General features: G+C 61.6%; 20 protein-coding genes, 1 pseudogene and 1 riboswitch. Of the genes and pseudogenes, 11 read left to right on the forward strand and 10 right to left on the reverse strand.

Annotation, left to right across the window (positions count from 1 at the left end):
• Positions 1 to 64: 64 nt before the first annotated feature.
• The 5 genes from AB0P14_RS04690 to AB0P14_RS04710 all read right to left on the reverse strand — a co-directional run bounded on the left by AB0P14_RS04690 (position 65) and on the right by AB0P14_RS04710 (position 5,827).
• The gene (locus AB0P14_RS04690) at positions 65 to 1,477 is read right to left on the reverse strand and encodes an aminotransferase class V-fold PLP-dependent enzyme (protein ID WP_363838467.1); all 1,413 of its coding nucleotides are present in this window, start codon (positions 1,475 to 1,477) and stop codon (positions 65 to 67) included.
• A 44-nt stretch (positions 1,478 to 1,521) separates the two neighbouring features.
• Positions 1,522 to 1,635, reverse strand: a riboswitch (SAM riboswitch).
• A 170-nt stretch (positions 1,636 to 1,805) separates the two neighbouring features.
• Complete coding sequence (gene hisN / locus AB0P14_RS04695) at positions 1,806 to 2,621, reverse strand: histidinol-phosphatase (protein ID WP_363838470.1); 816 nt, start codon at positions 2,619 to 2,621, stop codon at positions 1,806 to 1,808.
• Between the two features lie 212 nt (positions 2,622 to 2,833).
• Positions 2,834 to 3,952 carry a ribosome small subunit-dependent GTPase A gene (gene rsgA / locus AB0P14_RS04700; protein ID WP_363838473.1) on the reverse strand — a complete coding sequence of 373 codons (1,119 nt, stop codon included), beginning with the start codon at positions 3,950 to 3,952 and terminating at the stop codon, positions 2,834 to 2,836.
• Between the two features lie 3 nt (positions 3,953 to 3,955).
• Entirely contained in the window at positions 3,956 to 5,305 is a 1,350-nt protein-coding gene (gene aroA / locus AB0P14_RS04705) for a 3-phosphoshikimate 1-carboxyvinyltransferase (protein ID WP_363838476.1), read from the reverse strand.
• 6 nt (positions 5,306 to 5,311) lie between these two features.
• Complete coding sequence (locus tag AB0P14_RS04710) at positions 5,312 to 5,827, reverse strand: DoxX family protein (protein WP_363839341.1); 516 nt, start codon at positions 5,825 to 5,827, stop codon at positions 5,312 to 5,314.
• 217 nt (positions 5,828 to 6,044) lie between these two features.
• Between AB0P14_RS04710 and AB0P14_RS04715 the strand changes: the two genes are divergently transcribed.
• Both AB0P14_RS04715 and rsrA read left to right on the forward strand, forming a co-directional pair.
• Complete coding sequence (locus AB0P14_RS04715) at positions 6,045 to 6,806, forward strand: sigma-70 family RNA polymerase sigma factor (protein WP_363838478.1); 762 nt, start codon at positions 6,045 to 6,047, stop codon at positions 6,804 to 6,806.
• A gap of 2 nt (positions 6,807 to 6,808) precedes the next feature.
• Positions 6,809 to 7,069 carry a mycothiol system anti-sigma-R factor gene (gene rsrA, locus AB0P14_RS04720; RefSeq protein WP_363838481.1) on the forward strand — a complete coding sequence of 87 codons (261 nt, stop codon included), beginning with the start codon at positions 6,809 to 6,811 and terminating at the stop codon, positions 7,067 to 7,069.
• 52 nt (positions 7,070 to 7,121) lie between these two features.
• Here the strand turns inward: rsrA and AB0P14_RS04725 are convergent, their stop codons facing one another.
• From AB0P14_RS04725 to AB0P14_RS04740, 4 genes are all read right to left on the reverse strand, one after another.
• Positions 7,122 to 7,688 (reverse strand): group III truncated hemoglobin, encoded by a 567-nt coding sequence (locus AB0P14_RS04725; protein WP_363838484.1) that lies wholly within the window; start codon positions 7,686 to 7,688, stop codon positions 7,122 to 7,124.
• Positions 7,689 to 7,694: 6 nt separating this feature from the next.
• Complete coding sequence (locus AB0P14_RS04730) at positions 7,695 to 8,162, reverse strand: hypothetical protein (RefSeq protein ID WP_363838487.1); 468 nt, start codon at positions 8,160 to 8,162, stop codon at positions 7,695 to 7,697.
• A gap of 482 nt (positions 8,163 to 8,644) precedes the next feature.
• Entirely contained in the window at positions 8,645 to 9,244 is a 600-nt protein-coding gene (locus AB0P14_RS04735) for a GDSL-type esterase/lipase family protein (RefSeq protein ID WP_363838490.1), read from the reverse strand.
• A gap of 87 nt (positions 9,245 to 9,331) precedes the next feature.
• The gene (locus tag AB0P14_RS04740; RefSeq protein ID WP_363838492.1) at positions 9,332 to 13,132 is read right to left on the reverse strand and encodes a multifunctional oxoglutarate decarboxylase/oxoglutarate dehydrogenase thiamine pyrophosphate-binding subunit/dihydrolipoyllysine-residue succinyltransferase subunit; all 3,801 of its coding nucleotides are present in this window, start codon (positions 13,130 to 13,132) and stop codon (positions 9,332 to 9,334) included.
• A 332-nt stretch (positions 13,133 to 13,464) separates the two neighbouring features.
• On the opposite strand from AB0P14_RS04740, the gene AB0P14_RS04745 reads away from it, so the two are divergent.
• The 3 genes and pseudogenes from AB0P14_RS04745 to AB0P14_RS04755 all read left to right on the forward strand — a co-directional run bounded on the left by AB0P14_RS04745 (position 13,465) and on the right by AB0P14_RS04755 (position 17,357).
• A complete protein-coding gene (locus tag AB0P14_RS04745; protein WP_363838494.1) occupies positions 13,465 to 14,964 on the forward strand; it encodes a GuaB1 family IMP dehydrogenase-related protein in 1,500 nt (499 codons plus the stop codon).
• A gap of 384 nt (positions 14,965 to 15,348) precedes the next feature.
• A pseudogene (locus AB0P14_RS04750) lies at positions 15,349 to 16,064 on the forward strand (TIM barrel protein); the annotation flags it as partial.
• Between the two features lie 150 nt (positions 16,065 to 16,214).
• The gene (locus tag AB0P14_RS04755; protein ID WP_363838497.1) at positions 16,215 to 17,357 is read left to right on the forward strand and encodes a LacI family DNA-binding transcriptional regulator; all 1,143 of its coding nucleotides are present in this window, start codon (positions 16,215 to 16,217) and stop codon (positions 17,355 to 17,357) included.
• A gap of 313 nt (positions 17,358 to 17,670) precedes the next feature.
• Here AB0P14_RS04755 and AB0P14_RS04760 read toward each other — a convergent pair whose 3' ends face one another.
• The gene (locus tag AB0P14_RS04760) at positions 17,671 to 17,916 is read right to left on the reverse strand and encodes a hypothetical protein (protein ID WP_363838500.1); all 246 of its coding nucleotides are present in this window, start codon (positions 17,914 to 17,916) and stop codon (positions 17,671 to 17,673) included.
• Positions 17,917 to 18,083: 167 nt separating this feature from the next.
• On the opposite strand from AB0P14_RS04760, the gene AB0P14_RS04765 reads away from it, so the two are divergent.
• The 6 genes from AB0P14_RS04765 (at position 18,084) to AB0P14_RS04790 (ending at position 23,643) form a co-directional block, all read left to right on the forward strand.
• Complete coding sequence (locus AB0P14_RS04765) at positions 18,084 to 18,884, forward strand: hypothetical protein (protein ID WP_363838502.1); 801 nt, start codon at positions 18,084 to 18,086, stop codon at positions 18,882 to 18,884.
• 73 nt (positions 18,885 to 18,957) lie between these two features.
• Complete coding sequence (locus AB0P14_RS04770; protein WP_363838505.1) at positions 18,958 to 19,512, forward strand: gluconokinase; 555 nt, start codon at positions 18,958 to 18,960, stop codon at positions 19,510 to 19,512.
• Between the two features lies 1 nt (position 19,513).
• The gene (soxR, locus tag AB0P14_RS04775) at positions 19,514 to 20,017 is read left to right on the forward strand and encodes a redox-sensitive transcriptional activator SoxR (protein WP_363838507.1); all 504 of its coding nucleotides are present in this window, start codon (positions 19,514 to 19,516) and stop codon (positions 20,015 to 20,017) included.
• A 182-nt stretch (positions 20,018 to 20,199) separates the two neighbouring features.
• Complete coding sequence (locus tag AB0P14_RS04780) at positions 20,200 to 20,868, forward strand: flavin reductase family protein (protein ID WP_363838510.1); 669 nt, start codon at positions 20,200 to 20,202, stop codon at positions 20,866 to 20,868.
• Positions 20,869 to 21,205: 337 nt separating this feature from the next.
• Positions 21,206 to 22,588, forward strand: a complete 1,383-nt coding sequence (locus AB0P14_RS04785) for a hemolysin family protein (protein WP_363838513.1) — start codon at positions 21,206 to 21,208, stop codon at positions 22,586 to 22,588.
• Positions 22,585 to 23,643 carry a hemolysin family protein gene (locus AB0P14_RS04790; RefSeq protein WP_363838516.1) on the forward strand — a complete coding sequence of 353 codons (1,059 nt, stop codon included), beginning with the start codon at positions 22,585 to 22,587 and terminating at the stop codon, positions 23,641 to 23,643. Before AB0P14_RS04785 ends, AB0P14_RS04790 begins: the two co-directional genes overlap by 4 nt.
• Positions 23,644 to 23,701: the final 58 nt, after the last annotated feature.

Here is a 23,701-nt window from a genome sequence, read left to right on the forward strand (position 1 = left end):
TGCTGCGATAGCGTTGAGTTTTTCGCTGTTGGGTTAGTCCGCTGTTGGGTTTTCCGCTGTTGGGTTAGTCCGTGGTGCAGGGGGCCGCGCCTGCGGTACCTGGGGTGTTCGGCGCCCACTGCGGGTAGCTGCGAATATCATTCACGGGGACCCAGCGGCCAGCATCCACCACGTAATCCCAGCCCAGCCCGTCGCGCAATAACGCTTGAACACCCGCAATCAGGCGCCGAGCATCCTCAAGCTGCGACCCCACACCAAAGCTGGCCCGCAGCGAACCGGACGGCAAGCCCAGACGGTTCAGCAGCGGATGGGCGCAGAATTTTCCGTCACGGACGCCCACGCCATGCTCGGCGGAGAGATAGGCGGCGACCAATCCGGCGTCGTACCCGGTGACCGAGAAATTCACCACGCCGATGCTGCCGCACTCCGGGTGTGTGTCTGCGTCCTCGAACAGCGAGTGGACAGTGACGCCGTCGATCTCGTTGAGCCCTGCCACGAGATGGGCGCGCAGGCTCTGCTCATGGTTGTGCCAGTCATCGGCGTCCAAAGCGGACAGGACCGTGGCCGCCTTGGCGAGGGTCGCGGCACCCAGCACATTGGGGGTGCCGCCCTCGTGGCGGGCAGGTCCCTGCGCCCAGATGATCGATTCGAGCCGGACGTCCTTCACGGCTCCGCCGCCGGCGAGGTGCGGGTGACCGGCGTCGAGCCAGTCGGAACGTCCCACCAGAACGCCCGCGCCGAAGGGAGCATACAACTTGTGTCCGGAGAAGGCCACGTAGTCAATGCCGGTCTCAGCCACGTTGATGCGGCGGTGCGGGGCAAGCTGGGCGGCATCGACCACGATCCGGGCGCCGTAGCGGTGAGCCAGGGTGGCCAACTCGGCTATGGGGAGCACCTCGCCAGTGACATTGGAGGCGCCGGTGACGGCTAGGAGCAGCACATTTCCGGCTCGCAGCTGCGTTTCCACGCGGGCCAGTGTGGAGGCGATGGAGCTGGCGGCCACCACGGATCGGTGGGGGAGCGCCTGCCATGGCAGCAGGTTGGCGTGGTGCTCAATGTCCAGGTACAGCACCTCGCCGTGGACGTTGGAACGGCCCTCGGCGTAGCCGCGCTGCTTCAGGAGCGATTCCACGCAGCCGGCCAACAAGTTCAGGGAATCGGTGGTGTTGCGGGTGAAAATGACTGTGTCATCCTCCCGAGCGCCAACAAAGTTGGCCACGATCTTGCGCGCGTTTTCATAGACCGAGGTGCTCACTTGTGAGGCGAATCCGGCCCCGCGGTGCACGCTCGCGTAGTACGGCAGCACCTCGTTCAGGTGTGCGGCAACCTCTTCAACGGCCGGGGCCGACGCTGCGTAGTCCAGGTTTGCGTACCGCACATGCCCGCCCTGGATCAGGGGAGCGGCTAGATCTTGACCCACCACTGGCAACAGGGGTGCATCGGCAAGGTGGATGTGGTCCAAAACGGCAGAGCTCATGAGGAATTCCTTTGACGCCAAAGGACCTTTTGGGGGTGCCAAGAAGTCCGCGCTTGCCAGAACCGAACAGCTCTGGCCAGGTCGTCACCCGGGGCACCCCGCCGCGAAAGGAGGGTTGCCGGCCAGCAAACCGGGGTTTAGCACTGGCACTCGTGACCTATGCCCAAAAGAGTAGCCCAAGATTTTTACTGGTGCATCTATTACGTTTCGTTTCGCAGATCTTGGGTGAGCGCGGCGGCAGGAGAGACAAAGAACGACGGCGGGAGGCCGCCGTCGTTCTTAACTCACCTGCGCTATTACTTGGGGAAGGCGTGTGAAGGCGTGGGGATCAGCCCAGCAGGTCATCCCAGTTCGGGTTCAGGCGCCGTAAAACTTCCGTGTGCAAGATGGAGTTTGTGGCCAAGGCGTTGCCGCCGAACGGGCCCTCGGCGCCTTCGAGTGAGGTGAAGCGGCCGCCGGCTTCCTGCACGATCGGGACCAGGGCTGCCATGTCGTAGAGGTTGAGTTCGGGCTCGCAGGCGATGTCGACGCTGCCCTCGGCGACCATGCAGTATGACCAGAAATCGCCGTAGGCGCGGGTGCGCCAGACATCGTCGGTGAGGGAAATGAACTCGTCGCGGTTGCCGCGATCGGCCCAGCCAGTCAGCGAAGAGTAGGACAGGGAGGCGTCCTTGAGTTCGGCGACGTTAGAGACGCGGATGCGGGTGGCTGCGGCGAGGGACTTGCCCATGTATGCCCCTGTGCCTTGAGCGGCCCACCAGCGTTTGCCCAGAGCAGGTGCGCTGACGAGGCCAACAACGGGGACGCCGTCGTCGACCAGAGCAATCAACGTGGCCCAGACCGGAACGCCGCGGACAAAGTTCTTGGTCCCGTCGATGGGGTCGATGATCCAGCGGCGCGAACCGTGGCCGCTGCTGCCAAATTCCTCGCCCAGTACAGAATCACGCGGGCGGACCCGGGACAGCTGGCTGCGGATGGACTCCTCGGCGGCCTTGTCGGCATCGGTGACAGGTGTCAGATCCGGCTTGGTCTCAACGGCTAAATCCAGGGCCTTGAAGCGGGACATGGTCAGGGAATCCACGCTGTCAGCCAGCACATGGGCCAGGCGGAGGTCATCGTTGTACGTCTGGGGTGGGGTCGTCATAAGTTCACGCTATCGCGGTTTAACCACAAGACGGGGCAGGCGCCCTGAACACATACGCACCATTCGTGATGAGTGGTGCGTATAGCTTCAGCGCCCTGAACACATACGCGCCCGTCGCAGCCACCGGTGCGTATGAGTGTTCATACGCACCGGTGGCGCGCAGTGGTGCGTATGAGTTCATAAATTTGGACCGCAAGTGGGCGCTGGAGCGGCTACTCGATAATGCCCAGTTCCTTCTCGGCGGCACGGCCTTCGGTGCGGTCGCTGGTGCCCAGGAGGCGGCGCAACGATGCCAGGCGGGCCGGGCCAGCCTCACCCGCATGGCCGGCGGCAACGTAAGGGTCCAAACTGCAGTTGACCGCGGCGCTGTCATGCTTGCAGCCGCGTTCGCAGTCCTCGGTGCCGGGCTGCAGATCCGGGAAGGCCTGCAGGATCCGGTCGGGATCCACATGGGCCAGACCGAAGGAGCGGATACCAGGGGTATCAATGATCCACGAGCCGGGCTGGGAGTCCTGGAGTTTCAGCGCCAGCGCCGAGGACGAGGTGTGGCGGCCGCGGCCAGTGACGGCATTGACGCCGCCGGTGGCCCGTTGCGATCCGGTCAAGGCATTGACCATGGTGGACTTGCCCACGCCAGAGTGGCCCACCAGCACGCTGACCTTGCCATCCAAATAGCCATGGAGCTGTTCCACAGCGCCGCCTGCCAAGAGGGCGGAATCGCCGTCGTCGCTACGGGCATCAATACCGGAGGCCCCATCTGCGGCCGTGCGGCTGATGATGACGGTCATGTCCAGGTGTTCGTAGTTGGCCAGCAGCTCGGACGGATCCTTGATGTCGGTCTTGGTGATGAGCAACAGGGGCGCGATGCCGGAGTCATAGGCAGCCACCAGGGCGCGGTCGATGAAGCCGGTGCGAGGTTCCGGGTTGGCGGCGGCCACAACGATGACCAGTTGGTCTGCGTTGGCTACCACGGCCCGCTCAACCGGATCGGTGTCGTCGGCGCTACGGCGCAGCAGGGTGCGGCGTTCCTCCACCCGGACCAACCGGGCCAAGGAATCGGGCTTGCCACTGGTATCTCCCACGAGCGCCACGAAGTCTCCGGCCACCACCGGATTGCGGCGCAGTTCCCTCGCCCGAGCAGCAATCAGGATGCGCTGCGTGGGTTGGTCCTCATCCACGATCGCTGTGTAGCGGCCGCGGTCCACCGTGATGATCCGGCCAATGACAGCGTCATCGTGGGCAGGCCGGTCCTTGGTGCGCGGACGGCTGCCCTTCTTGTTTGCCCGTACGCGAACATCTGATTCGTCCCAGTTGCTGTAGTCCCGTGCCATGTTCTACGCCTCTGTTTCAGCCGCCGCAATGTTCTCGGTGCTGGCCGACGGTTCGGCCGTCTGCGCCACCATCTGCGCCCACATGGCCGGGAAGTCAGGCATGGTCTTGGCCGTGGTGCCAATGTTTTCCACTTCAATACCGGGCACGGCCAAGCCAATGATGGCGCCGGCTGTCGCCATCCGGTGGTCGTGATAACTGTGGAACACGCCAGCGCGCAGGGGAGCGGGGTTGATGATCAGCCCGTCCTCGGTCTCCTCGGCGTTGCCGCCCAGAGCGTTGATCTCGGCCACCAACGCAGCGAGACGGTCCGTCTCATGGCCACGCAAATGCGAGATCCCGCGAAGGCGCGACGGCGTCGACGCCAGGGCGCAGATGGCCGCCGTGGACGGTGCCAGCTCGGAGGTGTCGGCAATGTCCACACCCCGGATTTCAGCGCCGCCGGTCACGGTGAGCACACCCTCTTCGAGAGTCACTGTGGCACCGAACTGTGGCAGGATTTCGCGCCACTTATCGCCCACCTGGGTGGTGTTCGCAGGCCAGTTAGGGATACGCACAGTACCCCGTGTGGCCAGCGCGGCAGCCAGGAACGGCCCTGCGTTGGATAGATCCTGCTCAAGCGAAACATCAAAGCCAGCCAAGGTGGCGGGCTCCACGATCCAGTGCTTGGGCGTGGAATCGTCCACGGAAACACCCATAGAGCGCAGAATTTCTACTGTCATGGAAATGTGGTCCAGGCTCGGGACCGACTCACCAATATGCTCTAGGTGCAGAGCTGTGTTAAAACGAGGCGCCACCAGCAGCAGGGCGGAAATGAACTGGGAAGAGCCGCCAGCATCTACCTGAACGTGTCCACCATCAACACCACCGCTGCCGTGGACGGTGAACGGCAAGAAGCCATCCTCGCCGTCCTCGACCCGCACCCCAAGCCCTACCAAGCCGGCCACAATGGGAGCCATCGGGCGCACCAAAGCCGCGGGATCGCCGTCGAACTTCACTGCGCCGGAAACCAGAGCGGCAAGCGGCGGAACAAAACGCATGACCGTGCCTGCCAGCCCGCAGTCCACCACAATGCCGCCGTCGGGCGCGGTGAAGCCCGCTGGGATGGGGGTGACCACCAAATCCGGGACGTCGCCGCTGCCGGGCACCTCGGTGATTCCAGCCCCCAAGGCACGCAGCGCGCCGATCATCAGATCAGAATCACGCGATTGCAGCGGGGCGCGAAGGCGGGATTCACCCTCGGCGATGGCGGCGAGAATAAGGTACCTGTTGGTCAGCGATTTGGAGGCCGGAATGGTGACGGTGGCGTCCAGGGGTGTTGCGCTAAAAGGTGCGGGCCAATGGGCGGTGGTCATAAATATTTACTGTCCTGTCACGTCGTGGGCAAGCGCGCGGACCTGCTTGTCCGCATTTTTCAATTGAGTCTTGGCGGTCTTCTTGCTGCTCGCGAGCAGCTTTTCAGTACGCCACGCCAGTCCCGGACGCCCCGCGGTGTCCACGCTAGCCAGCAGAACCCCGCCAATCAGGCCAATGTTCTTGGTCAGCTGATTGCGGCGGTGCGAGCGGTTTTCCTTGGTGTCGGTGTTCGCATTGCGGTACTCCACCACCGTGTTGAGCCCGGCGGTCAGTGCAAGCACGACGGCGGCGGGCCGGGAAAACTTGCCGGCAGCCAGCAGGACGCCGGCCCCTACCTGGGCGCCAGCAAGGACGCGGGCAAGGTTCTTCTCACTGGCTTCCACCGGCAGGGCGGCGCTGAGCGGGCCCAGAACCGGAGACAGCTGTGCGGCCGTCGCATCTGCGTGGCGCAGCCGATCCAGACCGGAAAAGATGAACGATGATGCCAGCATTGGGCGGGCAAGAGCGCGAATAATGGACAAGGTGGCCTCCTTCGTGGTGCGGTCAGCCATCCATGGGCGGCCCGGGCCGGCCCACAGAAGGCTCATGCTGTGTACCAGTCTCCCACGACTGGAAGCGCTGATGGGATCATTGCGGAATATCCGACGCCGTTGCCCGGTTTACATCATTAGTGGCGGCGTCTGTTGGGGCCGGACAGTTGACACTACTGATCGACGACTCAGGGACGGAAAGGCGGCAATGCAGACACTAAGTACTCTGGCACCTCCAGTAACTGACGTGTTAGTGCGTGTGAGCATAGACTCGAACGTGATGAACATTTCCGAGCCTGAGCAAACCGTCAGCACCGAGCCGCAAAGCGCACCCGCAGTGGTGAGCACGGACGTTGCCGATGTTGATGTTGCCAATGAGACCACGCAAGCACGGCGCGCACGTTTTGAGCGTGACGCCATGGTGTATGTTGACCAGCTGTATTCGGCCGCCATGCGTATGGCCCGGAATCCCTCTGATGCGGAGGATCTGGTGCAGGAGGCCTATACCAAGGCTTTTTCTGCGTTCCACCAGTACAAGCCGGGTACTAACCTCAAGGCGTGGCTGTACCGGATCCTGACCAACACGTACATCAATCTGTACCGCAAGCGTCAGCGCGAGCCGCTGCAGTCCAATGCGGACAGCATCGAGGATTGGCAGTTGGCTCGGGCGGAGTCGCACACCTCCAAGGGTTTGCGTTCGGCGGAAGCCGACGCCTTGGATCACCTGCCCGATTCTGATGTTAAGAACGCGCTGCAGGCCATTCCGGAGGAATTCCGGTTGGCCGTCTACTTCGCCGATGTAGAGGGATTTGCCTACAAGGAAATCTCAGAAATTATGAACACCCCCATTGGCACCGTGATGTCACGGCTGCACCGGGGACGCAAGCTTTTGCGTGACATGTTGGCTGACTATGCCGTGGAACGCGGCTACCTCAAGGAAGCCGACCAACTAACTGATACGGAGAAATAACCATGGGCGACTGCCAAAGCCTGGGCGATTGCGACGATAAACGCATCGTTCGAATTTATGAATACCTGGACGGTGCACTGTCCCGCGAGGACCTCGGCGAGATCAAGGCCCACCTTGACGATTGCACCGACTGCTCGCAGGAATATGACCTCGAATGCGTCATCCGCTCCGTGGTGAAGCGATCCTGCAAGGAAGCTGCCCCGGAAACCCTCAAGGAAGCCATCTTGGCGCGCCTGCACGAAGGACGTCCGGCCGCCGTTTAGCCGTACGTGTGTTTCGCGCCCTAACCGTTTGCGGCTGTAGCGGCCTTACGGGTTAGTCTTGTGGCCCTGGGGCTTCTGGGCGCACAGAGTCTGGGTGCGCTGCGTCCATGCGCGCAGTGTCCGGCCGCATGGAGATGGTGCTGTACTGGCTGGCCGGGCGGCCTGTCACGCGCCGGTGCAGTGAGCCTGCGATCAGGTGAGCCTGGACCTTGGCCAGCTCCGCCTTCTCACCGGCGAACAGTTCATCCACGGTGTTGGTCCACAGCTGCAACCACCGGTTGAAGTGTTCCAGCGTCAGTGGCTCCTTGGCATGGATGTCGAAATGGATTTTCAGCGCATTCCTGCTGTACAAGCCCGCCTTGAACAGCACCGTTTGCCAGAAATCCGCCATGATGGGCATATGCCGAGGCAGGTCCATGTGCACCACCTCGGTGAAAATATGCCCAATCAAATCGTCATCGAACGCTTTGGTGTAAAACGTCTCCACCAATATCAGGATGTCTTCGCGCGTGCCGATGTCGCCGCGCTCAGAAGCTGGCGTTGCTGCCGCCGTTGCCGCCGGGGTGTAGGCGTTGAGGTTCGACGCCGTTCTACCGGAGTTGAGGGCCGCGCGTTCCATCCGGGCCTACGCTGCCACAGCTAGGACCAAGAGGATCCCTGCGATGGGCAAGGTGATGACCTTCAATGCCTCAGAGCTGATGAAGGCAATGTGGGCTGCTGTGGCGACCTTGGCCTTGACTGCTGTGTCCCCTGAGTGCGTGTGAGCGGTCTCCGCCAGCGCCTTGGTCCGCTTGGCCATGGCTGGTCGAAGAATCAGCATCTGCGCGAGCAATGCCATCAGTGGCAATGTCAGGAGGATGCCGATGGGCAGCGTGACCAAGTCCTGGTGCTGCGTCCACGCACCCACGAGTAGCACCACCATGGCGGCTTCGACCAGGTTCAGCGCCTTGAAAACAAGCCTGCCAATACCTACACCCAGTGCGTGTGTCATGCCCGGTGCCTTGAACTTCAACGGTGTTTCGATGAATGAGATAGCCGTGACCATGCCGAACCAAACAAACGGCAGCATGATGAGCAGAACGAGCGAGAACATTTTTAGCTTTCTCTGAAGGCTTTGATGGATCTGAGGACTCTGAAGACTTTGAGGGCTTAGGAGGTGGGAAAGTTCTCCCTTGATATGCAAAAGCCCGTCCTGCCATGGTGGCCGAACGGGCTTTTGCTGTGTACGTCAAGACCTACGAGTTGGGACGCTTACCGTGGTTAGCGCCGCCCTTCTTACGGTCCTTGCGCTTACGTGAACGCTTCGACATAGCTGCCTCCAATCATTAAAATTGAGATCTCTAAAAACGATCCTCATATAGTTTCGCATAGGTGACACATGCCCACCTAACTGGCGGCTAGTTCTGAGGCTCTGGTGGAAGCCAACGGAGTCTCGAGTGTTCACCTTGCGTACGGAAAAAGCAGAAAAACGACCAAAAGTGTACGTCAAGTGCTTACTCGAGCAGATTGAGGCAAGCTTTGAGGTACGCCTTGAGGCAAGCACAGCTGCAACTTTGGCGTGGAATTCCTCAGCGCCTACACAGCCTCAGGGATCTCCAGCCACTGGTACCAGCCACGGTGCAGTACCAGCCAAGCCATCAGACCGTAGCCGGCCTGGCCGGGGGCACCGGCATTGGCCGCGACATCATTGCGCCACTGCTCATGGTTTTGCAGCGGCGTGAACGTGTCCACATAGTGGTGCTTGCGGCGGGTGGTGACATCGGCAAAGGCCGTGTTCAGCTCCGCCAGCTTGCGGTTCAACGCCGGGTCCAGCGACGGCGGCGGGCCCACTACGAACACGGGGATGTTCAGCTGGGTGGCGCCGTCGAGGATGTTCGCTAGGTTCAACCGGCTGCGAGCCGTGGAAAGCCCGTATTCAATGTCTCGCCCCGAAAGCCCAATGACCAGACGGTTCTCGTGGAAGTCATCGAAGCGACGCCCGGCCTCGGTGAGCCAACGCCCAGCCAATGCCTCGGTGCCCTCGCGGGGGCTGGCAAGGATGAAAGGCTCAATGGACACGGCCTCGGCAGGGGTCCTGGCTAGCACCCGTCCCAGCCAGCCCAAAGCGCGGGGATCGCCCACACCGGCCACTAATTCATCCCCAACAGCTACAATTCTCAGGTCCCGTTTCTCCACGGCTCCCCTTTTCCCTCGTTGACAAACAGTGAAAGTCTAAATAGAAGATGCCCGGCCTGATTATACAGACCGGGCATCTTGACTGGCTTAGCTACGCTCGAAAGCCTGCTTGACAAGCAACGTTTGCTCAACCGCGTGGGTCTTGGAGGAACCGGTGGCCGTGGATGCCGAAGCCGGGCGTGAAACCCGGGTGAGCTTCTTATCCAGCTCGGGTGCCAGGTTCAGGCCCATGAACGGCCACGGACCCTGGTTGGCGGGCTCGTCCTGTGCCCACACCAGATCGGCGTTGGGGTACTTGGCCAGTTCAGCCTTGATCTCATCCAGTGGCAGCGGGTACAGCTGCTCCACCCGGACAATGGCCACCTTGTTATCGGCTGCCTTGTCGCGGGCTGCGAGCAGATCGTAGTACAGGCGGCCGGAGACCAAAATGACACGGTCGACGGCGTTGTTATCCAGCGCTGCATGCTCACTGATCACGGGGCGGAAGCCGCCCGTGGTGAAGTCTTCCACCGAGGACGCAGCGGCCTTCAGGCGCAGCAGCTGCTTCGGTGTAAAGATGATCAACGGCTTGCGCGGTCGGCTGTAAGCCTGACGGCGCAACAGGTGGAAGTGCGACGCCGGCGTGGTCGGGTTGGCCACGATCATGTTCTCTTCGGCACACATCTGCAAGAAGCGCTCAATGCGGGCTGAGGAGTGGTCCGGGCCCTGGCCCTCGTAGCCATGCGGCAGCATCAGAACCAGTGAGGAACGCTGGCCCCACTTCTGCTCAGCCGAGGAGATGAACTCGTCAATGACTGTCTGTGCGCCGTTGACGAAGTCGCCGAACTGGGCTTCCCAGACAACCAGCGCGTCCGGGCGCTCCACCGAGTAACCGTATTCAAACGCCAGTGCGGCGTATTCGCTGAGCAGCGAATCGTAGATCCACAGCTTGGCCTGGTCTTCGCTGAGTTCAGTCAGCGGGTTCCAGACATTGCCGTTAGCACGGTCGTGGAATACTGCGTGGCGCTGAACAAAGGTACCGCGACGTGAATCCTGGCCTGCCATGCGGACCGGGACACCCTCCAAGAGCAGCGAACCAAACGCAGTGAGCTCGCCAAAGCCCCAGTCAATGCCGCCTTCACGGGACATGGCTTCACGCTTTTCCAGCAGCGGCTTGAGCTTGTGGTGCACCTCGAAGCCTTCGGGGATAGCCAGGTGGGCTGCACCGATGCGGGCCAGTGTGTCAGCGCTGATGGCCGTGATCTGGGGATCGTTGACACCCGAGTCAGCCTGCTGGGCTATGGGGCGCTCCAGATCTGAGATGGCCTGAGCATCCTTGGTGATGATCGGGATCGGGGAGGTCTGGGCGGCATGCGTTTCGGCGAAGACACGCTCCAAGCGCTCCTGGTAGTCGCGCAGCAACTGCGTGGCTTCCTCTTCGGTGATGTCACCACGGCCAATCAAGGCTTCGGTGTACAGGCGGCGTACGGAACGCTTGGCCTCAATCAGGTTGTACATCAGCGGCTGGGTCATCGAGGGGTCATCGCCCTCGTTGTGGCCGCGGCGGCGGTAGCAGACCAGATCAATGACAACGTCCTTGCGGAAGCGCTGCTGGAACTGGTACGCCAACTGTGCTGCACGTACAACAGCTTCCGGGTCATCGCCATTGACGTGGAACACCGGTGCCTGAATCATCTTGGCCACATCGGTGGAGTACACCGATGAGCGCGACGATGAGGGTGCGGTGGTGAAACCAACCTGGTTGTTGACAACCACGTGGATGGTACCGCCGACGCGGTAGCCACGCAGCTGGGACAGGTTCAAGGTTTCAGCAACAACACCCTGGCCGGCGAAGGCTGCGTCACCGTGGACCATGATGGGCAGAACGGGGAAGTTCTCGCCCTGATCCAAACGGTCCTGCTTGGCGCGAACAATGCCCTCAAGGACGCCGTCGACGGCTTCCAGGTGCGAGGGGTTGGCGGCGAGGTAGACCTTGGTTTCGTTGCCGGCGTCGGAGGTGAAAGTACCTTCCGTACCCAAGTGGTACTTGACGTCCCCGGAGCCCTGCACGGTGCGAGAATCCTGGGTGCCTTCAAATTCGCGGAAGACCTGTGAGTAGGTCTTACCGGCGATGTTGGTGAGCACGTTCAGACGGCCGCGGTGAGCCATACCAATCGCGACCTCGTCCAGACCGTCGTCGGCAGCATCGGAAATGATGGAGTCCAGCAGCGGAATCAAGGATTCGCCGCCTTCCAGGGAGAAGCGCTTCTGGCCAACGAACTTGGTCTGCAGGAACGTCTCAAACGCCTCGGCAGAGTTCAGCTTGGAGACAATGCGCAGCTGCTCCTCGCGGCTCGGCTTGGAGTAAGGGTGCTCCAGCTCGTTCTGGAACCATTCACGCTGTTCCGGTTCCTGAATGTGCATGTACTCGATGCCCGTGGTGCGGCAGTAAGCGTCACGCAGGACACCCAAGATGTCGCGCAATAGCAGCTTGGGTTTGCCACCGAAGCCACCGGTGGGCCATTCGCGGTCCAAGTCCCACAGGGTCAGGCCGTACGTGAGCACGTCCAGGTCGGGGTGCTTGCGCTGAACGAATTCCAACGGATCCGTGTCAGACATCAGGTGTCCACGCACACGGTAAGAGTGGATCAGCTGCTGGATCCGGGCAACCTTGTTGATCTCATCAGCCGGGTCAACCTGCAGGTCATGGCTCCAACGGACGGGCTCGTACGGGATACGCAGGGATTCGAAGATCTCATCGTAGAAGTTCTCAGCACCGAGCAGGAGCTGGTGGATCTTCTTGAGGAACTCGCCCGAACCGGCACCCTGAATGACACGGTGGTCGTAGGTGCTGGTCAGCGTCAGGATCTTTGAGACGGCGTTCTGAGCGATGATCTTGGGGCTGGATCCCTGGTACTCGGCCGGGTAGTCCAAGGAACCGACGCCAATGATGGCAGCCTGGCCCTTGGAGAGGCGCGGTACAGAGTGAACCGTGCCGATACCGCCGGGGTTGGTCAGGGAAACAGTGGTTCCTGAGTGATCATCGGCTGTCAGCTTGCCGGCACGGGCGCGCTTGATGAGGTCCTCATAGGTGCGCCAGAACTCGGCGAAATTCAGCGTTTCAGCCTTCTTGATGTTCGGCACCATCAACAGACGAGTGCCGTCCGGCTTGGGCATATCAATGGCAATACCGAAGTTCACATGCGGAGGTTGAACCGCAACGGGCTTGCCATCGATCTCGTCGTAGAACACGTTCATCGACGGGAACGCGGACAGCGCCTTGATGACGGCATAGCCGATCAGGTGCGTGAAGGAAACCTTGCCACCACGGGCGCGGGCAAGGTTGGAGTTGATCACGAGGCGGTTGTCGATGAGCAGCTTCGCCGGGATGGCGCGCACGCTGGTGGCCGTGGGAACTTCCAGGCTTGAGACCATGTTGGCGGCGATTGCCTTGGCCGGTCCGCGAAGCACCGTCTTGACGGCCTCTTCCGGCACCGAGACATCTTTGGCGGACTTGGGCAGCTGAGCCGGGATGGGGGTGGTGCCGGTGCGAGCTGCATCCTTGGCCGGGGCCGGAGGACGCGGAGCTGCCGGCGTCTTGGGGGCCACGGCGGGAGCGGCCGGAGCAGCGGCGGCGGGGGCCGGCGTCGTGCTTGCCACAGGTGCGGCAGGTGCAACAGGTGCCGCAGGGGCGGCAACTACCGGAATCTGTGCGGTGATCGGGGCGGAATTGTTGGCAGTGTGGCGACCGTTTCCTGCCGCATCATCGGCTGCAAAACCTTCAAAGAGTGGCCACCACTTTGTGTCCACAGAATTTTTGTCGCCCTTGTAGCGCTCGTACAGTTCATCGACGAGCCACTCGTTGCCGCCAAACTCTTCGGGTAGACGGTGGATGGATTGCTCTGGCACGTGTATTACGCCTCTTCCATGAGTTCTTGTTGCCCGTTGTGCACGCCCGCGCAAGGCGACGGCATCCGAATCTGGCGGATGCTGTCGGCGCAAACGTGCGAAGCCTATTCGAAAATGGTCCAGGTCCAACAAACCCGTTCCGGGTGTAAGTCTAGTAAGCAATTTAGACTGTAGGCCAATCTGTGCCACGGCCCGCTCAGCAAATCAGCCAAAAAGGGCCAAATTTGCGCCGAACACCCTTGTTATTGTGACTAGAATCGGACGCGGACGGCACCTGATTGCTCTGCCGTCCGCCGAGACCGTCCACCGGTCCGCATCAACGAGGGAGTGCTATGCGTTTTTTGACCCAGCCCGCCACCGACCTGACCTACTCGGATGTTTTTCTGATTCCGTCACACTCCACCGTCACCTCACGGCTGGATGTTGATTTATCCAGCATGGATGGCACCGGAACCACCATTCCTCTCGTGGTTTCAAATATGACGGCTGTTTCTGGCAAGCGCATGGCGGAGACCGTGGCGCGACGCGGTGGGATGGCGATCTTGCCTCAGGACGTGCCGCTGGAGGTGTTGGGGCAGGTCAGTGCGTGGGTCAAGCAGCGCGATTCGCTCTATGAAACTCCGCTGCTGATGACCGCCGGCGATATTGTCATCGACGCCCTGCACCTCATGGGCAAACGGGCCCACAACGCCGTAGTGGTGGTTGATGGCAACGACTTTGTTGGCGTGGTGCGCAGCGCCGATTGCGAAGGTGCTGACCGTTTTGCATCTCTCGCCTCGGTCATGCGTTCGAACGTGCTGACGCTGGATGCCACACCCTTTGACGAGATCCGGGCGCAGGCCGATGCCGGCGAATTGGACTTCTCGGCGGCTAAATCATCGACGGATGCTGCCTTACGCTCAGCCTTCGCTGTCCTTGATTCTGCTGGTGCAGATTACGCTCCAGTGCTGCGCTCCGGGGAAGTGGTAGGTGTCTTGACCCGGCTCGGTGCGCTTCGTTCCACCATTTACCGGCCCGCCGTGGACGATTCCGGCCGGATGCGACTCGGTGTGGCTGTGGGCATCAACGGCGATGTCGCAGGCAAAGCTGCAGCGTTGTTGGACTATGGCGTGGACACACTGGTGGTGGATACGGCGCACGGACATCAGGAAAAGATGTTCGAGGCCCTGCGTGCGGTCCGTTCGCTCTCGCCGTCCGTTCCAGTGGCAGCCGGCAACGTTGTCAGCGCGGCCGGTGTACGCGATCTCGTGGAGGCTGGCGCCGACATCATCAAGGTGGGTGTGGGCCCCGGAGCCATGTGCACCACGCGCATGATGACGGCCGTGGGCAGGCCCCAGTTCTCAGCCGTTCTGGAATGTTCGACGGCGGCTGCCGAGTTGGGTGCCCACGTCTGGGCCGACGGGGGAGTGCGCTATCCGCGCGATGTGGCCCTAGCGCTGGCGGCAGGAGCTTCGCAAGTGATGATTGGTTCCTGGTTCGCCGGCACCTATGAAAGCCCCGGGGACCTGCAGGTGGACGCTAACGGCCGGCAGTTCAAGGAGAGCTTTGGTATGGCTTCGGCCCGGGCCGTACAGAACCGGTCCTCGGGCGATCAGGCCTTCGAACGCGCCCGAAAGGGATTGTTCGAAGAGGGCATTTCAACGTCCAAGATGTACCTGGACCCAGTGCGTCCAGGAGTTGAAGATTTGCTGGATATGATCACAGCAGGTCTGCGCAGCTCCTTCACCTACGCGGGTGCCTCCTCGCTGGCGGAGTTCCGTGAGCGGGCCATTGTGGGGGTGCAGTCCGCCGCCGGATATGAGGAAGGCCGGCCGCTGCCGCAGGGGTGGTGACGGGGCATTGTCCCTCCAAGGTGCGCTGCATTGCTCGGCCCGCGCATAGCATATGCGCTGCGGCAGGGGGCCAATGTGGCGCAGAAGCAAACCAATTTTGCCCTTGCACCAACGTGGGAGCCCGCCAGCCGCATCCGTAATGGTTCCGCTGGTCGCAAGCTTCCGGCAGGGTCGGAACCCCAGCGCAAAGTGTGATGACAATCGATTGACAATTGGGTGTCGGGTTGTTGCCATCGAAAGCAGCGCAACCCCGTGGCAGTGCGTCAGGGCATCGCTCGTGCGGCGGCGCTCCGGGACAGCCGCCCAACGGGCACAAAGAGCTCACGCAATGGCGCCGTGACGCAGTGGCGCAATCGCGGGGCCTCCCTATGTATGGAGGATTGCATGGCTGAACCGCCCAACTCTGTATGGACCCAGTCCGGCTTCGGCGACGAGGTGGACCCCGCCCCAAGGATCCAGGCGCCGTCCTGCTGACTCTTGGTGCCCGGCACATTGAGGTGCGCAGCCCCTGGGGCACAAACAACGTGGTGGACCTGGACACGGCACGGCTGCCGGAGCGGATCATTGAGGCTGCCGGGATACTGGGCACCGGCTACATTCGGATCTTCTCCCACTTCCACGCCCCGGAACTCTCCGCCGCCGACATTCGTGACGACGTGATGGAACGCATGGCTGCGCTGGCCGCAACCGCGCAAGAGGCAGGCGTGGTGCTCCTGCACGAAAACGAAAAGGGTATCTACGACGACACCCCGAGCGGGTCTTGGACATCATGGAGACGGTGGATTCCCCGGCAATGCGGGCTGCCTGGGACAACACGAACTTTGTCCAGGTGGGGGTCAGGCCCTACACGGACGGCTACACCATGCTCCGGCCTTACCTGGAATACCTGCAGGTCAAGGATGCGCTGGCGGGCTCCGGAACCGTGGTGCCCACGGGGCAGGGCGATGGCGAGCTGCGCCTGACCATGGACGCGCTGCGCCGGGACAGATACGAGGGACGGATACGCAGGCTTTGCCTCCCTTGAGCCGCACCTTGCGAGCGCCCACGAACTGGGCGGCTACTCCGGGCCCGTTGCGTTTGGTGTAGCGGCACGGGCCTTCAGAACGGCTGCCGGGTCGTTGGGCATCGGCCTGACATGGCGTGGCGGGAGTGCCTCCCGCCACCCTGTGCCTAGACAGGCGGGGCAGGTACCGGATAAACAGGCATATACCGCTTAAGCTGGCCATTACGACTTACGGCGGAGGGCTGCTTTGAAAGACACCAGCGATGTTTCAGGAAACACTGCAACACCTGCAAAGCACAACGACCCTGCGGACCCGAGTGCTGCGCCGGCCGCTTCCCGCACCCCGGCTGGCCCGGTGGCACCTTCCGCGGGGGCCCCGCGTGCCCGCAACGGAAAGTCCGCGCCAACCATCTATGACATTGCTGCCCGTGCCGGAGTCAACCCGTCCACCGTTTCACGGGCACTGAGCAAGCCGGGCCGGGTCAGCGCCAAGACCCAAAAGAAGATTGAGGATGCTGCTGAAGCCCTCAACTACAGGGTTAATGTCTTTGCGCGGGCCCTGCCCACCGGCAGAACACATTCCATCGGGTTGATAGTTTCCGACATCACCGACCCCGCCTTCTTTGACGTGCTCCGGGGCGCCGAGGCCGCGGCGTCGGCCCGCAGCTACACGCTCATGCTGGCTGAATCAACCGAGTCTGCGGAACTGGAACTGACCGCGGCGCAGCGCATGCTGGCCACGGTTGACGGCATCATCCTCGCCAGCCCCCGGTTGTCCGACGCCGAAATCGTCGAGCTTGCCCAGCAAAAGCCCGTGGTGGTGGTCAACCGGCTGGTTGACGGCGTGGACTCCCTCGTGGCCGACACCGAGGCCGGCGTCACGGAGGCCGTCTGTCACCTGTCCGCCCAGGGCCACAAATCGCTGGCCTATGTGGCCGGTCCCGACAAGTCCTGGATGTCCAAGCGCAGGTGGGAAAGCATCCGGGCACGCTGCGAATGGTCGGGCATGAACGTCACCGTGGTTGCCTCGGGTGTTCCCACTGTCGACGGCGGACGCCGCGCCGCCGCTGCCGTCCGCTCCAGTGGGGCAACGGCAGTGTTTTGCTACAACGACCTCATGGCCATCGGGCTGATGCGCGAGCTGCAGCTCGCCGGCATCAAGGTCCCTGAAGACATGAGCATCTTGGGCTTCGACAACATCTTTGGCTCGGACTTCACCACTCCGCCGCTGTCCACCATCAAGTCGCCGCTGCGCGAAGCAGGGGATGCGGCAGTGCGGAATATCCTGGACAAGCTGTATTCGCCCGAGCCGGGGGCAAGCCCCGGACCTCTGCTGACCGAGTTGGTGCTGCGCGGCTCCAGCGGACCGGCAGCGGGGACTGCGCATTAGCGGGAGTTTCCCGGCTAATCGGGGTCAGGCTAGTGTTTGTGCAGGTCAGAGCCTCTTTTTTTGTCTGGAAGTGTATGACCCAACCAAAGGAAAGTCCCGATACGCCGCAACTTCCGCCGTTTTAGTTTGCGGGGCCTGCAACAACAAAATGGCCAGACAGCTCCCGCATGGAACAATGACGCTCGCTTGGGCGGCGCCCGGCAGCGTGAGCCGCCCAAGCGGGCGTCCTGGGGCGCAAGGGTGCACCTGGGCATCGGGCGACGCCGGGGCTGAACGGGCCCGGCGTCGTGCGTGCCTGCGCGAGAGGCAGGGTCTACGGGGTGACGGCGATGTTGTTCAGGCCCTTGACGGCATTCGTCACGGTGCTGGATGACTGGTCGACGTTCGGGAGGGTGCAGTTTTTTGACGCGTCAAAGATGGCCCAGCTGCCGCTGTTCGCCAGGTCGGAGATGGTGGACTTGAACACGTTGCCGCGGATGATGCCGTTGTAGGTTCCTGCCTTGATGTCGACTGGTTCGGCGGCGATGAACGGGCCGAGGTGGTTGTTGAGCACCTGCACGCGGTGGGACCCGTCAACGCCGTTGGTGCTGGTGAAGCCGGAGAGCTCCCTGTGCGGGGCGTTGGAAAGCCAGCGACCGTAGCCTGAATTCCAGCCGTCCGTGCGGGATAACGGGGCAGGCTGGGGCAGTTCCGGATGTGCCGGAGTTCATGAGGATGCTATCGGCCGTGCCGACGAGATGGATGGGCCGTTCCGGTCCCGGCGCGGGCGGTGGAAAAATTGCCCACATAGGTGGCCTTGGCAAGCTTGATGGTCTCGCCCGGATTCACTGTGGCGAGGGCCAATTCTGGTTGCGCCGCATTCTGGCCTTGAAGGTTTCGCTGGGGCTGCACGTTAAGGACCGGGCTGCGTTGGTTCCTGCTGCTTCGGCGCTGGCTGTCATTGGTTCCGAGGCACACCGCGCCACTGCCGCTGACGTGGCCGAGAAAACGGTCACCCCGGCCACGCACAAGAAGATCCGTCTGTACGGTATTTCCGGTGGCTCCGACTTCACCATGGCAGATCCGTTGGGCTATCTGGATGTTGTGGCCGAGGAGCTTGAAAGTGTGGGCTTTGAGGTGCACATCTTCAAGACCGCCGATCAGCGCAGGGCCGCGGGGGAGGAGGGCGTGAACTTCATGTCCGTCATCTCCGATGAAACAACGGCCGACTACGCCGATAAGTACGACGCCGCGCTGGTGGTCGCGAATGTGAAGGGCTTCGCTCAAGAAGCAGCCATACGCCTCAAGTGGTCCTCACCGATGGCCGCGGAAATCCCGTGGTACGTCACCGAGGTGCCCACCGTGTTCGTTTCGCTGAACCAGCCCAACCATCTCATCGACGTGCCGATGGTCAAAACCGCCATCCACGCCCATGCGGACTCCCGCGAAGCCATCCGGGCCACCGTGGCCAAGATTCAGGGACTCTCCGAATTCCAGGGCTCGTTCAATGAGAACGTCTTCTGCAATTCCTTCGACACCCGGCTCTAGGCTGGTTCTGCTTTTCTTCCCGCCGGCCCATCCGGTGGGGAGAAAAGTATTCGCGTTTGATATACAAGTGAGTATGGATATCCCCTTGAACTCGAGCTTTGAATCTACCGTCCCGTCGTCGGACGTCATCCGTGTTGTGGTCATGGGTGTCTCAGGCGCTGGCAAAAGCACTATCGGCACCCTGGTGGCTGACGCCTTGGATTTTCCGTTCGTCGACGCAGATTCCCTGCACCCGCTGAGCAACATTCGCAAGATGGCTTCCGGCACGCCCTTGAACGATGAGGACCGCTGGCCCTGGCTGGATCTGGTGGGCCATGAACTGGCCACCACTTCGGGCAGGGGAGTGGTTGTTGCCTGTTCGGCACTGAAGCGGCGCTACCGTGACGCCATCCGAGCCAAGGCCCCCGACACCATTTTCCTACATCTAGCTGGCTCCTTGGAGGTGCTCAGTGCCAGGCTCGAGGGCCGTTCCGGGCACTTCATGCCAGCGAATCTGCTGGCCTCGCAGCTGGAAGCCTTGGAACCCATGGAAGCCGACGAGGCCGCCGTCGTGGTTGATGTCGATCATAGTATGAGCGAGATTCTGGATCAGGCTGTGGCTGGGATTCGCACCATCGCGGCTGGCTAGCATGCACGACGCCGGAGCCGGGCATCGCGCGAACGAACAGTTGAGCGTGGGTCAACTCGCCCAACGCGGCGGGGTCAGCGTCTCGGCACTGCACTTTTACGAGCGGCAGGGGCTGATTTTTAGCACCCGGACTTCCGGGAACCAACGCCGCTTCTCACGTTCGGTACTGCGGCGTGTGGCAGTCATTAGGGCAGCCCAGCGCGCAGGCATCCCGCTTTCGCTGGTGGCAGCCGTCTTTGCGGAGTTGCCCGATCACGGGGTTCCCACCCAGGCTGATTGGCAGCGGCTCTCCGAGCACTGGCAGCGAGAGCTCGATACCCGCATTGCCGCCCTGCAAAAACTGCGCGGAAGTTTAGGCGGGTGCATTGGCTGCGGCTGTCTCTCACTGGCTGAATGCGGCTTTGTGAATCCGGACGATCAAGTGGCCGGACAGGGCCCCGGTGCCCGCGCATTCGATGGGATCGGGGACGGGGACGGGGCCGCTGATAGGCTCGGCTCCGCGTAACAATCGTTGAATCCACTCGAGCTTGCACATGCCACGTACCCGCCACGATTGCGATTTGGAATTAAGTGCTGGAGTGAGAGGACTCATGGCGGCCTGGTTTGACCTCAACTAAGGTTGAGGTTTTAGAGTCACTTGAGGAACCTGGCCTGATGAGGCTGGGCGAGGTGAGAGGAATTTTGATCATGACCGTGCAAACCGAGACTGTGCAAAGTCAGACTGTGCACGTAGCGGCAGTGCAAGCTGAAGGAGCCGCAACGGGAAGTCCGGTTTCGGCAGTGGGACAAGCAGCGCAGATTGACCCAGCATTGACCGACAGCTTCAAGGCTGCCTTCGGTGGCCACCCGGCAGGGGTTTCGGTCATTACGGCAGACTCAGCGACGGGACCGGTGGGTATTACGGCGTCGTCCGTGGCTTCGGTATCTGCCGAGCCACCTCTGCTGGCATTCTCTCTAGCCGCGTCCAGCGGATCGGCAGCCGCACTCGCCGTGGCCAATTCAGTGGTGGTGCATCTGCTAACAACAGACGATCTGGAATTGGCCAAGACCTTCGCCAATTCAAACTCTGAACGCTTTACCGCTGCCATGCCCTGGACTCGGCTCGAGACAGGGGAACCATTACTGACCCATGGTGGCTACGCTCTGCGGTGCAAGATTCTGAGCCGCACCCCGGCCGGTGGCTCGCTGTTGTTGGCGGCGCAAGTGCTGGAGATCATGACACCGGGTAGAAGTGGCCCTGCTGCACAAGTCAATCCTGGACAGGCGAATTTCTCACCCGTGAGCGTTAGCGCACCCATGGTCTATCACAGTCGCAACTTCCACGCTCTCGGCGAACACAGCGTGATGCCGTACTAGCCGCATACTCGATACACACCAGGTGTTCGCTCAATATCTGTGGCAAACTCACAGCGTTTGTTCATCTTCCTACTCCTGGCATCATCGAAGAGTCTGCGGCGTGCTGGGGTAGACTGGCCATCCAATGGAAAGTAAATCTAGGGGCCGGCGCAACGGCCTGCAGAGCACTTCGAGTGCCGCCTGCAACCACGTTGCCCATGCCGGCAAAACCCGCACACATGACCAAAGCTCTCCCACCCCTGCAGTGGCCGGTCCCGCCGCCGACCACCCTCCGCCGGCGGCCCACCCCCACATGCATGCAACATCACAGCATGTACTGATATGGGGGGCGCTGTAAATGGAATGGATATTACTTGCAGCAGGTCTGCTGCTCATCCTTGGCACAGGATTCTTTGTTGCCGTTGAATTTTCTCTCGTTGCACTGGACCAGTCCACCGTGCAGCGGGCCGTGACTGCTGGCGACAAAGCCGCTGAACCTCTGCTGCGCTGCTTGAAGTCACTGTCCACTCAACTCTCCAGCTGCCAGCTAGGTATCACCTTGACCACCTTGCTGACGGGCTTCTTGATGGAGCCGTCCCTGGGTGTGTTGCTCACGGAGCCGCTGAGCGCCGTGGGTGTCCCGGAACCAGCCATCGCCGCGGTCGCACTGACTCTGGCCATGTTGATCGCAACCTTGCTGTCGATGCTGATTGGTGAACTGGTCCCGAAGAACATGGCCATCGCCAAGTCCTTTGAAATTGGCAAACTGGTAGCTCGCCCGCAGCTGATCTTCACAGCCGTGTTCAAGCCCGCCATCATCGTTTTGAACGGCTTCTCCAACAAGGTTCTGAACTTGTTCGGCATGGAAGCCAAGGAAGAAATTTCCGGTGCTCGTTCGCCGTCGGAGCTTGCTTCTCTGGTGCGCCGATCGGCCGCCATGGGCACTTTGGATGTGGGAACCGCGACGTTTGTGGCCCGCACGCTGAGCTTCTCTGGGCGCACGGCCGCCGATGTCATGACCCCGCGCATGCAGGTTGAGACCATCGAGAGCACGCAGTCCGTGGCCGAGATCATCGATGCCGCCCGCCGGACAGGCTTCTCCAGGTTTCCGGTTATCGATGAGTCACCGGACAATATTGTGGGCGTGGTCCACCTGAAAAAGGCTGTTGCAGTTCCCTTCCATAAACGCCAGGACCTTGAAGTGGGTGCCATCATGACAGAGGTCCTGCGGGTGCCCGAAACGGTTCATCTCGATGCCCTGATCCTGGAGCTTCGTGAAGGAAATCTGCAGATGGCCGTGGTGCAGGACGAATACGGTGGCACCGCTGGCGTGACCACGCTGGAAGATTTGGTAGAGGAAATTGTTGGCGAGGTCTCTGACGAACATGACCGCATCAAGCCCGGCATCCTGCTCGGCGCGGACGGTACGTGGTTCTTCCCGGGTCTCATGCGTCCGGACGAGGTTTCCGAGCGCATTGGCCCGCTCAATGTCCCCGACGAGGCCGGCTACGAAACTGTGGGTGGCTTCATGATGGCCGAACTGGGCCGCATCGCCGCACCTGGTGACAGTGTTTCGGTTGAAGGCGGTCAGTTGGTGGTTGACCGGATAGAACGACGCCGGATTGACCGGATCCGCTTTATCCCGGCACCATCCACAGAGGGTACTGATGGTGAGACCCTCGGAACGGAAAAAGACAGTAAGAGTGCGGCAGAATCCAAAGAGCGCGGTGAGTCCCGATGAGCCCCTGGGCTGGACTTGCCTGGCTAGTGGTGCTGCTGCTGGGTAACGCGTTCTTTGTAGCCGCTGAGTTTGCTGTCATGACCGCACGGCGCAGCCAGATTGAACCCCTCGCTGACGCCGGTTCCAAGCGCGCCAAGATCACCTTGGGCGCCATGGAAAATGTCTCGCTCATGCTCGCCTGTTCGCAGCTGGGTATCACGGTGTGTTCACTGTTGATCTTGAACGTCGCCGAACCTGCCATTCACCACTTGATTGCCGAACCGCTCCATGCGGTAGGTATCCAAGACAACGTGGCATCACCGGTGGCCTTTGTTATCACCTTGGCGCTGGTGACGTTCTTGCACGTGACCTTCGGCGAGATGGTCCCCAAGAACATGAGTGTTTCCGCCGCGGACAAGGCAGCCCTGCTGCTGGCCCCGCCGCTGGTGCTCGTGGCCAAGGTGGTCCGCCCCCTGATCGTGGCGTTGAACTGGACGGCCAACCATATTGTGCGGTTGTTCGGGATTACACCACAGGATGAGGTCTCCTCCAGCTACACGCTTGAAGAGGTGCAATCCATCGTGGAGGAATCCACCCGCAGCGGGCTGGTGGATGACCAGACAGGGCTCATTACCGGTGCCTTGGAATTCTCCTCCCAAACGGCTCAAGGCATCATGGTGCCGCTGGCCGGGCTGGTCACCTTGCCGGTGAATGCCACGCCTGTGGACTTCGAGCGGAAGGTCGGCAAGACCGGGTTTTCCCGGTTTGTCTTTGCCGATGAGGCAGGCTCCTTGATCGGGTATCTGCACTTGAAGGATGTGCTGCGGATTCCACTGGAGCGTTACCAGACGCCCATTGGTGAAGCGCGGGTGCGTTCCATGGTGAATCTGCAAGCTACACAGGAAATTGAAGACGTTCTGGCAGCCATGCAGCGCAGCGGATCGCACATGGCCCGCGTCATCGATACCAATGAACAAACCGTGGGAGTGCTGTTCTTGGAAGACGTCATTGAGCAATTGGTGGGCGAAATTCGCGACGCTACCCAGACGCACATCCAGGAGCGCAGAAAGACTTGATGCGAACGATTCCTAATATGGGTTATGCTGGTCTTATTGGTAACAATTCTCATTAGCA

This window comes from Specibacter sp. NPDC078709 (assembly GCF_040686795.1).
Taxonomy (GTDB): Bacteria; Actinomycetota; Actinomycetes; order Actinomycetales; family Micrococcaceae; genus Specibacter.

Coding starts and splice junctions, on each gene's coding strand:
- AB0P14_RS04690 (WP_363838467.1), bottom strand. CDS start 1,477: ATGAGCTCTGCCGTTTTGGACCACATCCACCTTGCCGATGCACCCCTG.
- hisN (WP_363838470.1), bottom strand. CDS start 2,621: ATGACGACCCCACCCCAGACGTACAACGATGACCTCCGCCTGGCCCAT.
- rsgA (WP_363838473.1), bottom strand. CDS start 3,952: ATGGCACGGGACTACAGCAACTGGGACGAATCAGATGTTCGCGTACGG.
- aroA (WP_363838476.1), bottom strand. CDS start 5,305: ATGACCACCGCCCATTGGCCCGCACCTTTTAGCGCAACACCCCTGGAC.
- AB0P14_RS04715 (WP_363838478.1), top strand. CDS start 6,045: ATGCAGACACTAAGTACTCTGGCACCTCCAGTAACTGACGTGTTAGTG.
- rsrA (WP_363838481.1), top strand. CDS start 6,809: ATGGGCGACTGCCAAAGCCTGGGCGATTGCGACGATAAACGCATCGTT.
- AB0P14_RS04725 (WP_363838484.1), bottom strand. CDS start 7,688: ATGGAACGCGCGGCCCTCAACTCCGGTAGAACGGCGTCGAACCTCAAC.
- AB0P14_RS04730 (WP_363838487.1), bottom strand. CDS start 8,162: ATGTTCTCGCTCGTTCTGCTCATCATGCTGCCGTTTGTTTGGTTCGGC.
- AB0P14_RS04745 (WP_363838494.1), top strand. CDS start 13,465: ATGCGTTTTTTGACCCAGCCCGCCACCGACCTGACCTACTCGGATGTT.
- AB0P14_RS04770 (WP_363838505.1), top strand. CDS start 18,958: ATGGATATCCCCTTGAACTCGAGCTTTGAATCTACCGTCCCGTCGTCG.
- soxR (WP_363838507.1), top strand. CDS start 19,514: ATGCACGACGCCGGAGCCGGGCATCGCGCGAACGAACAGTTGAGCGTG.
- AB0P14_RS04780 (WP_363838510.1), top strand. CDS start 20,200: ATGACCGTGCAAACCGAGACTGTGCAAAGTCAGACTGTGCACGTAGCG.
- AB0P14_RS04785 (WP_363838513.1), top strand. CDS start 21,206: ATGGAATGGATATTACTTGCAGCAGGTCTGCTGCTCATCCTTGGCACA.
- AB0P14_RS04790 (WP_363838516.1), top strand. CDS start 22,585: ATGAGCCCCTGGGCTGGACTTGCCTGGCTAGTGGTGCTGCTGCTGGGT.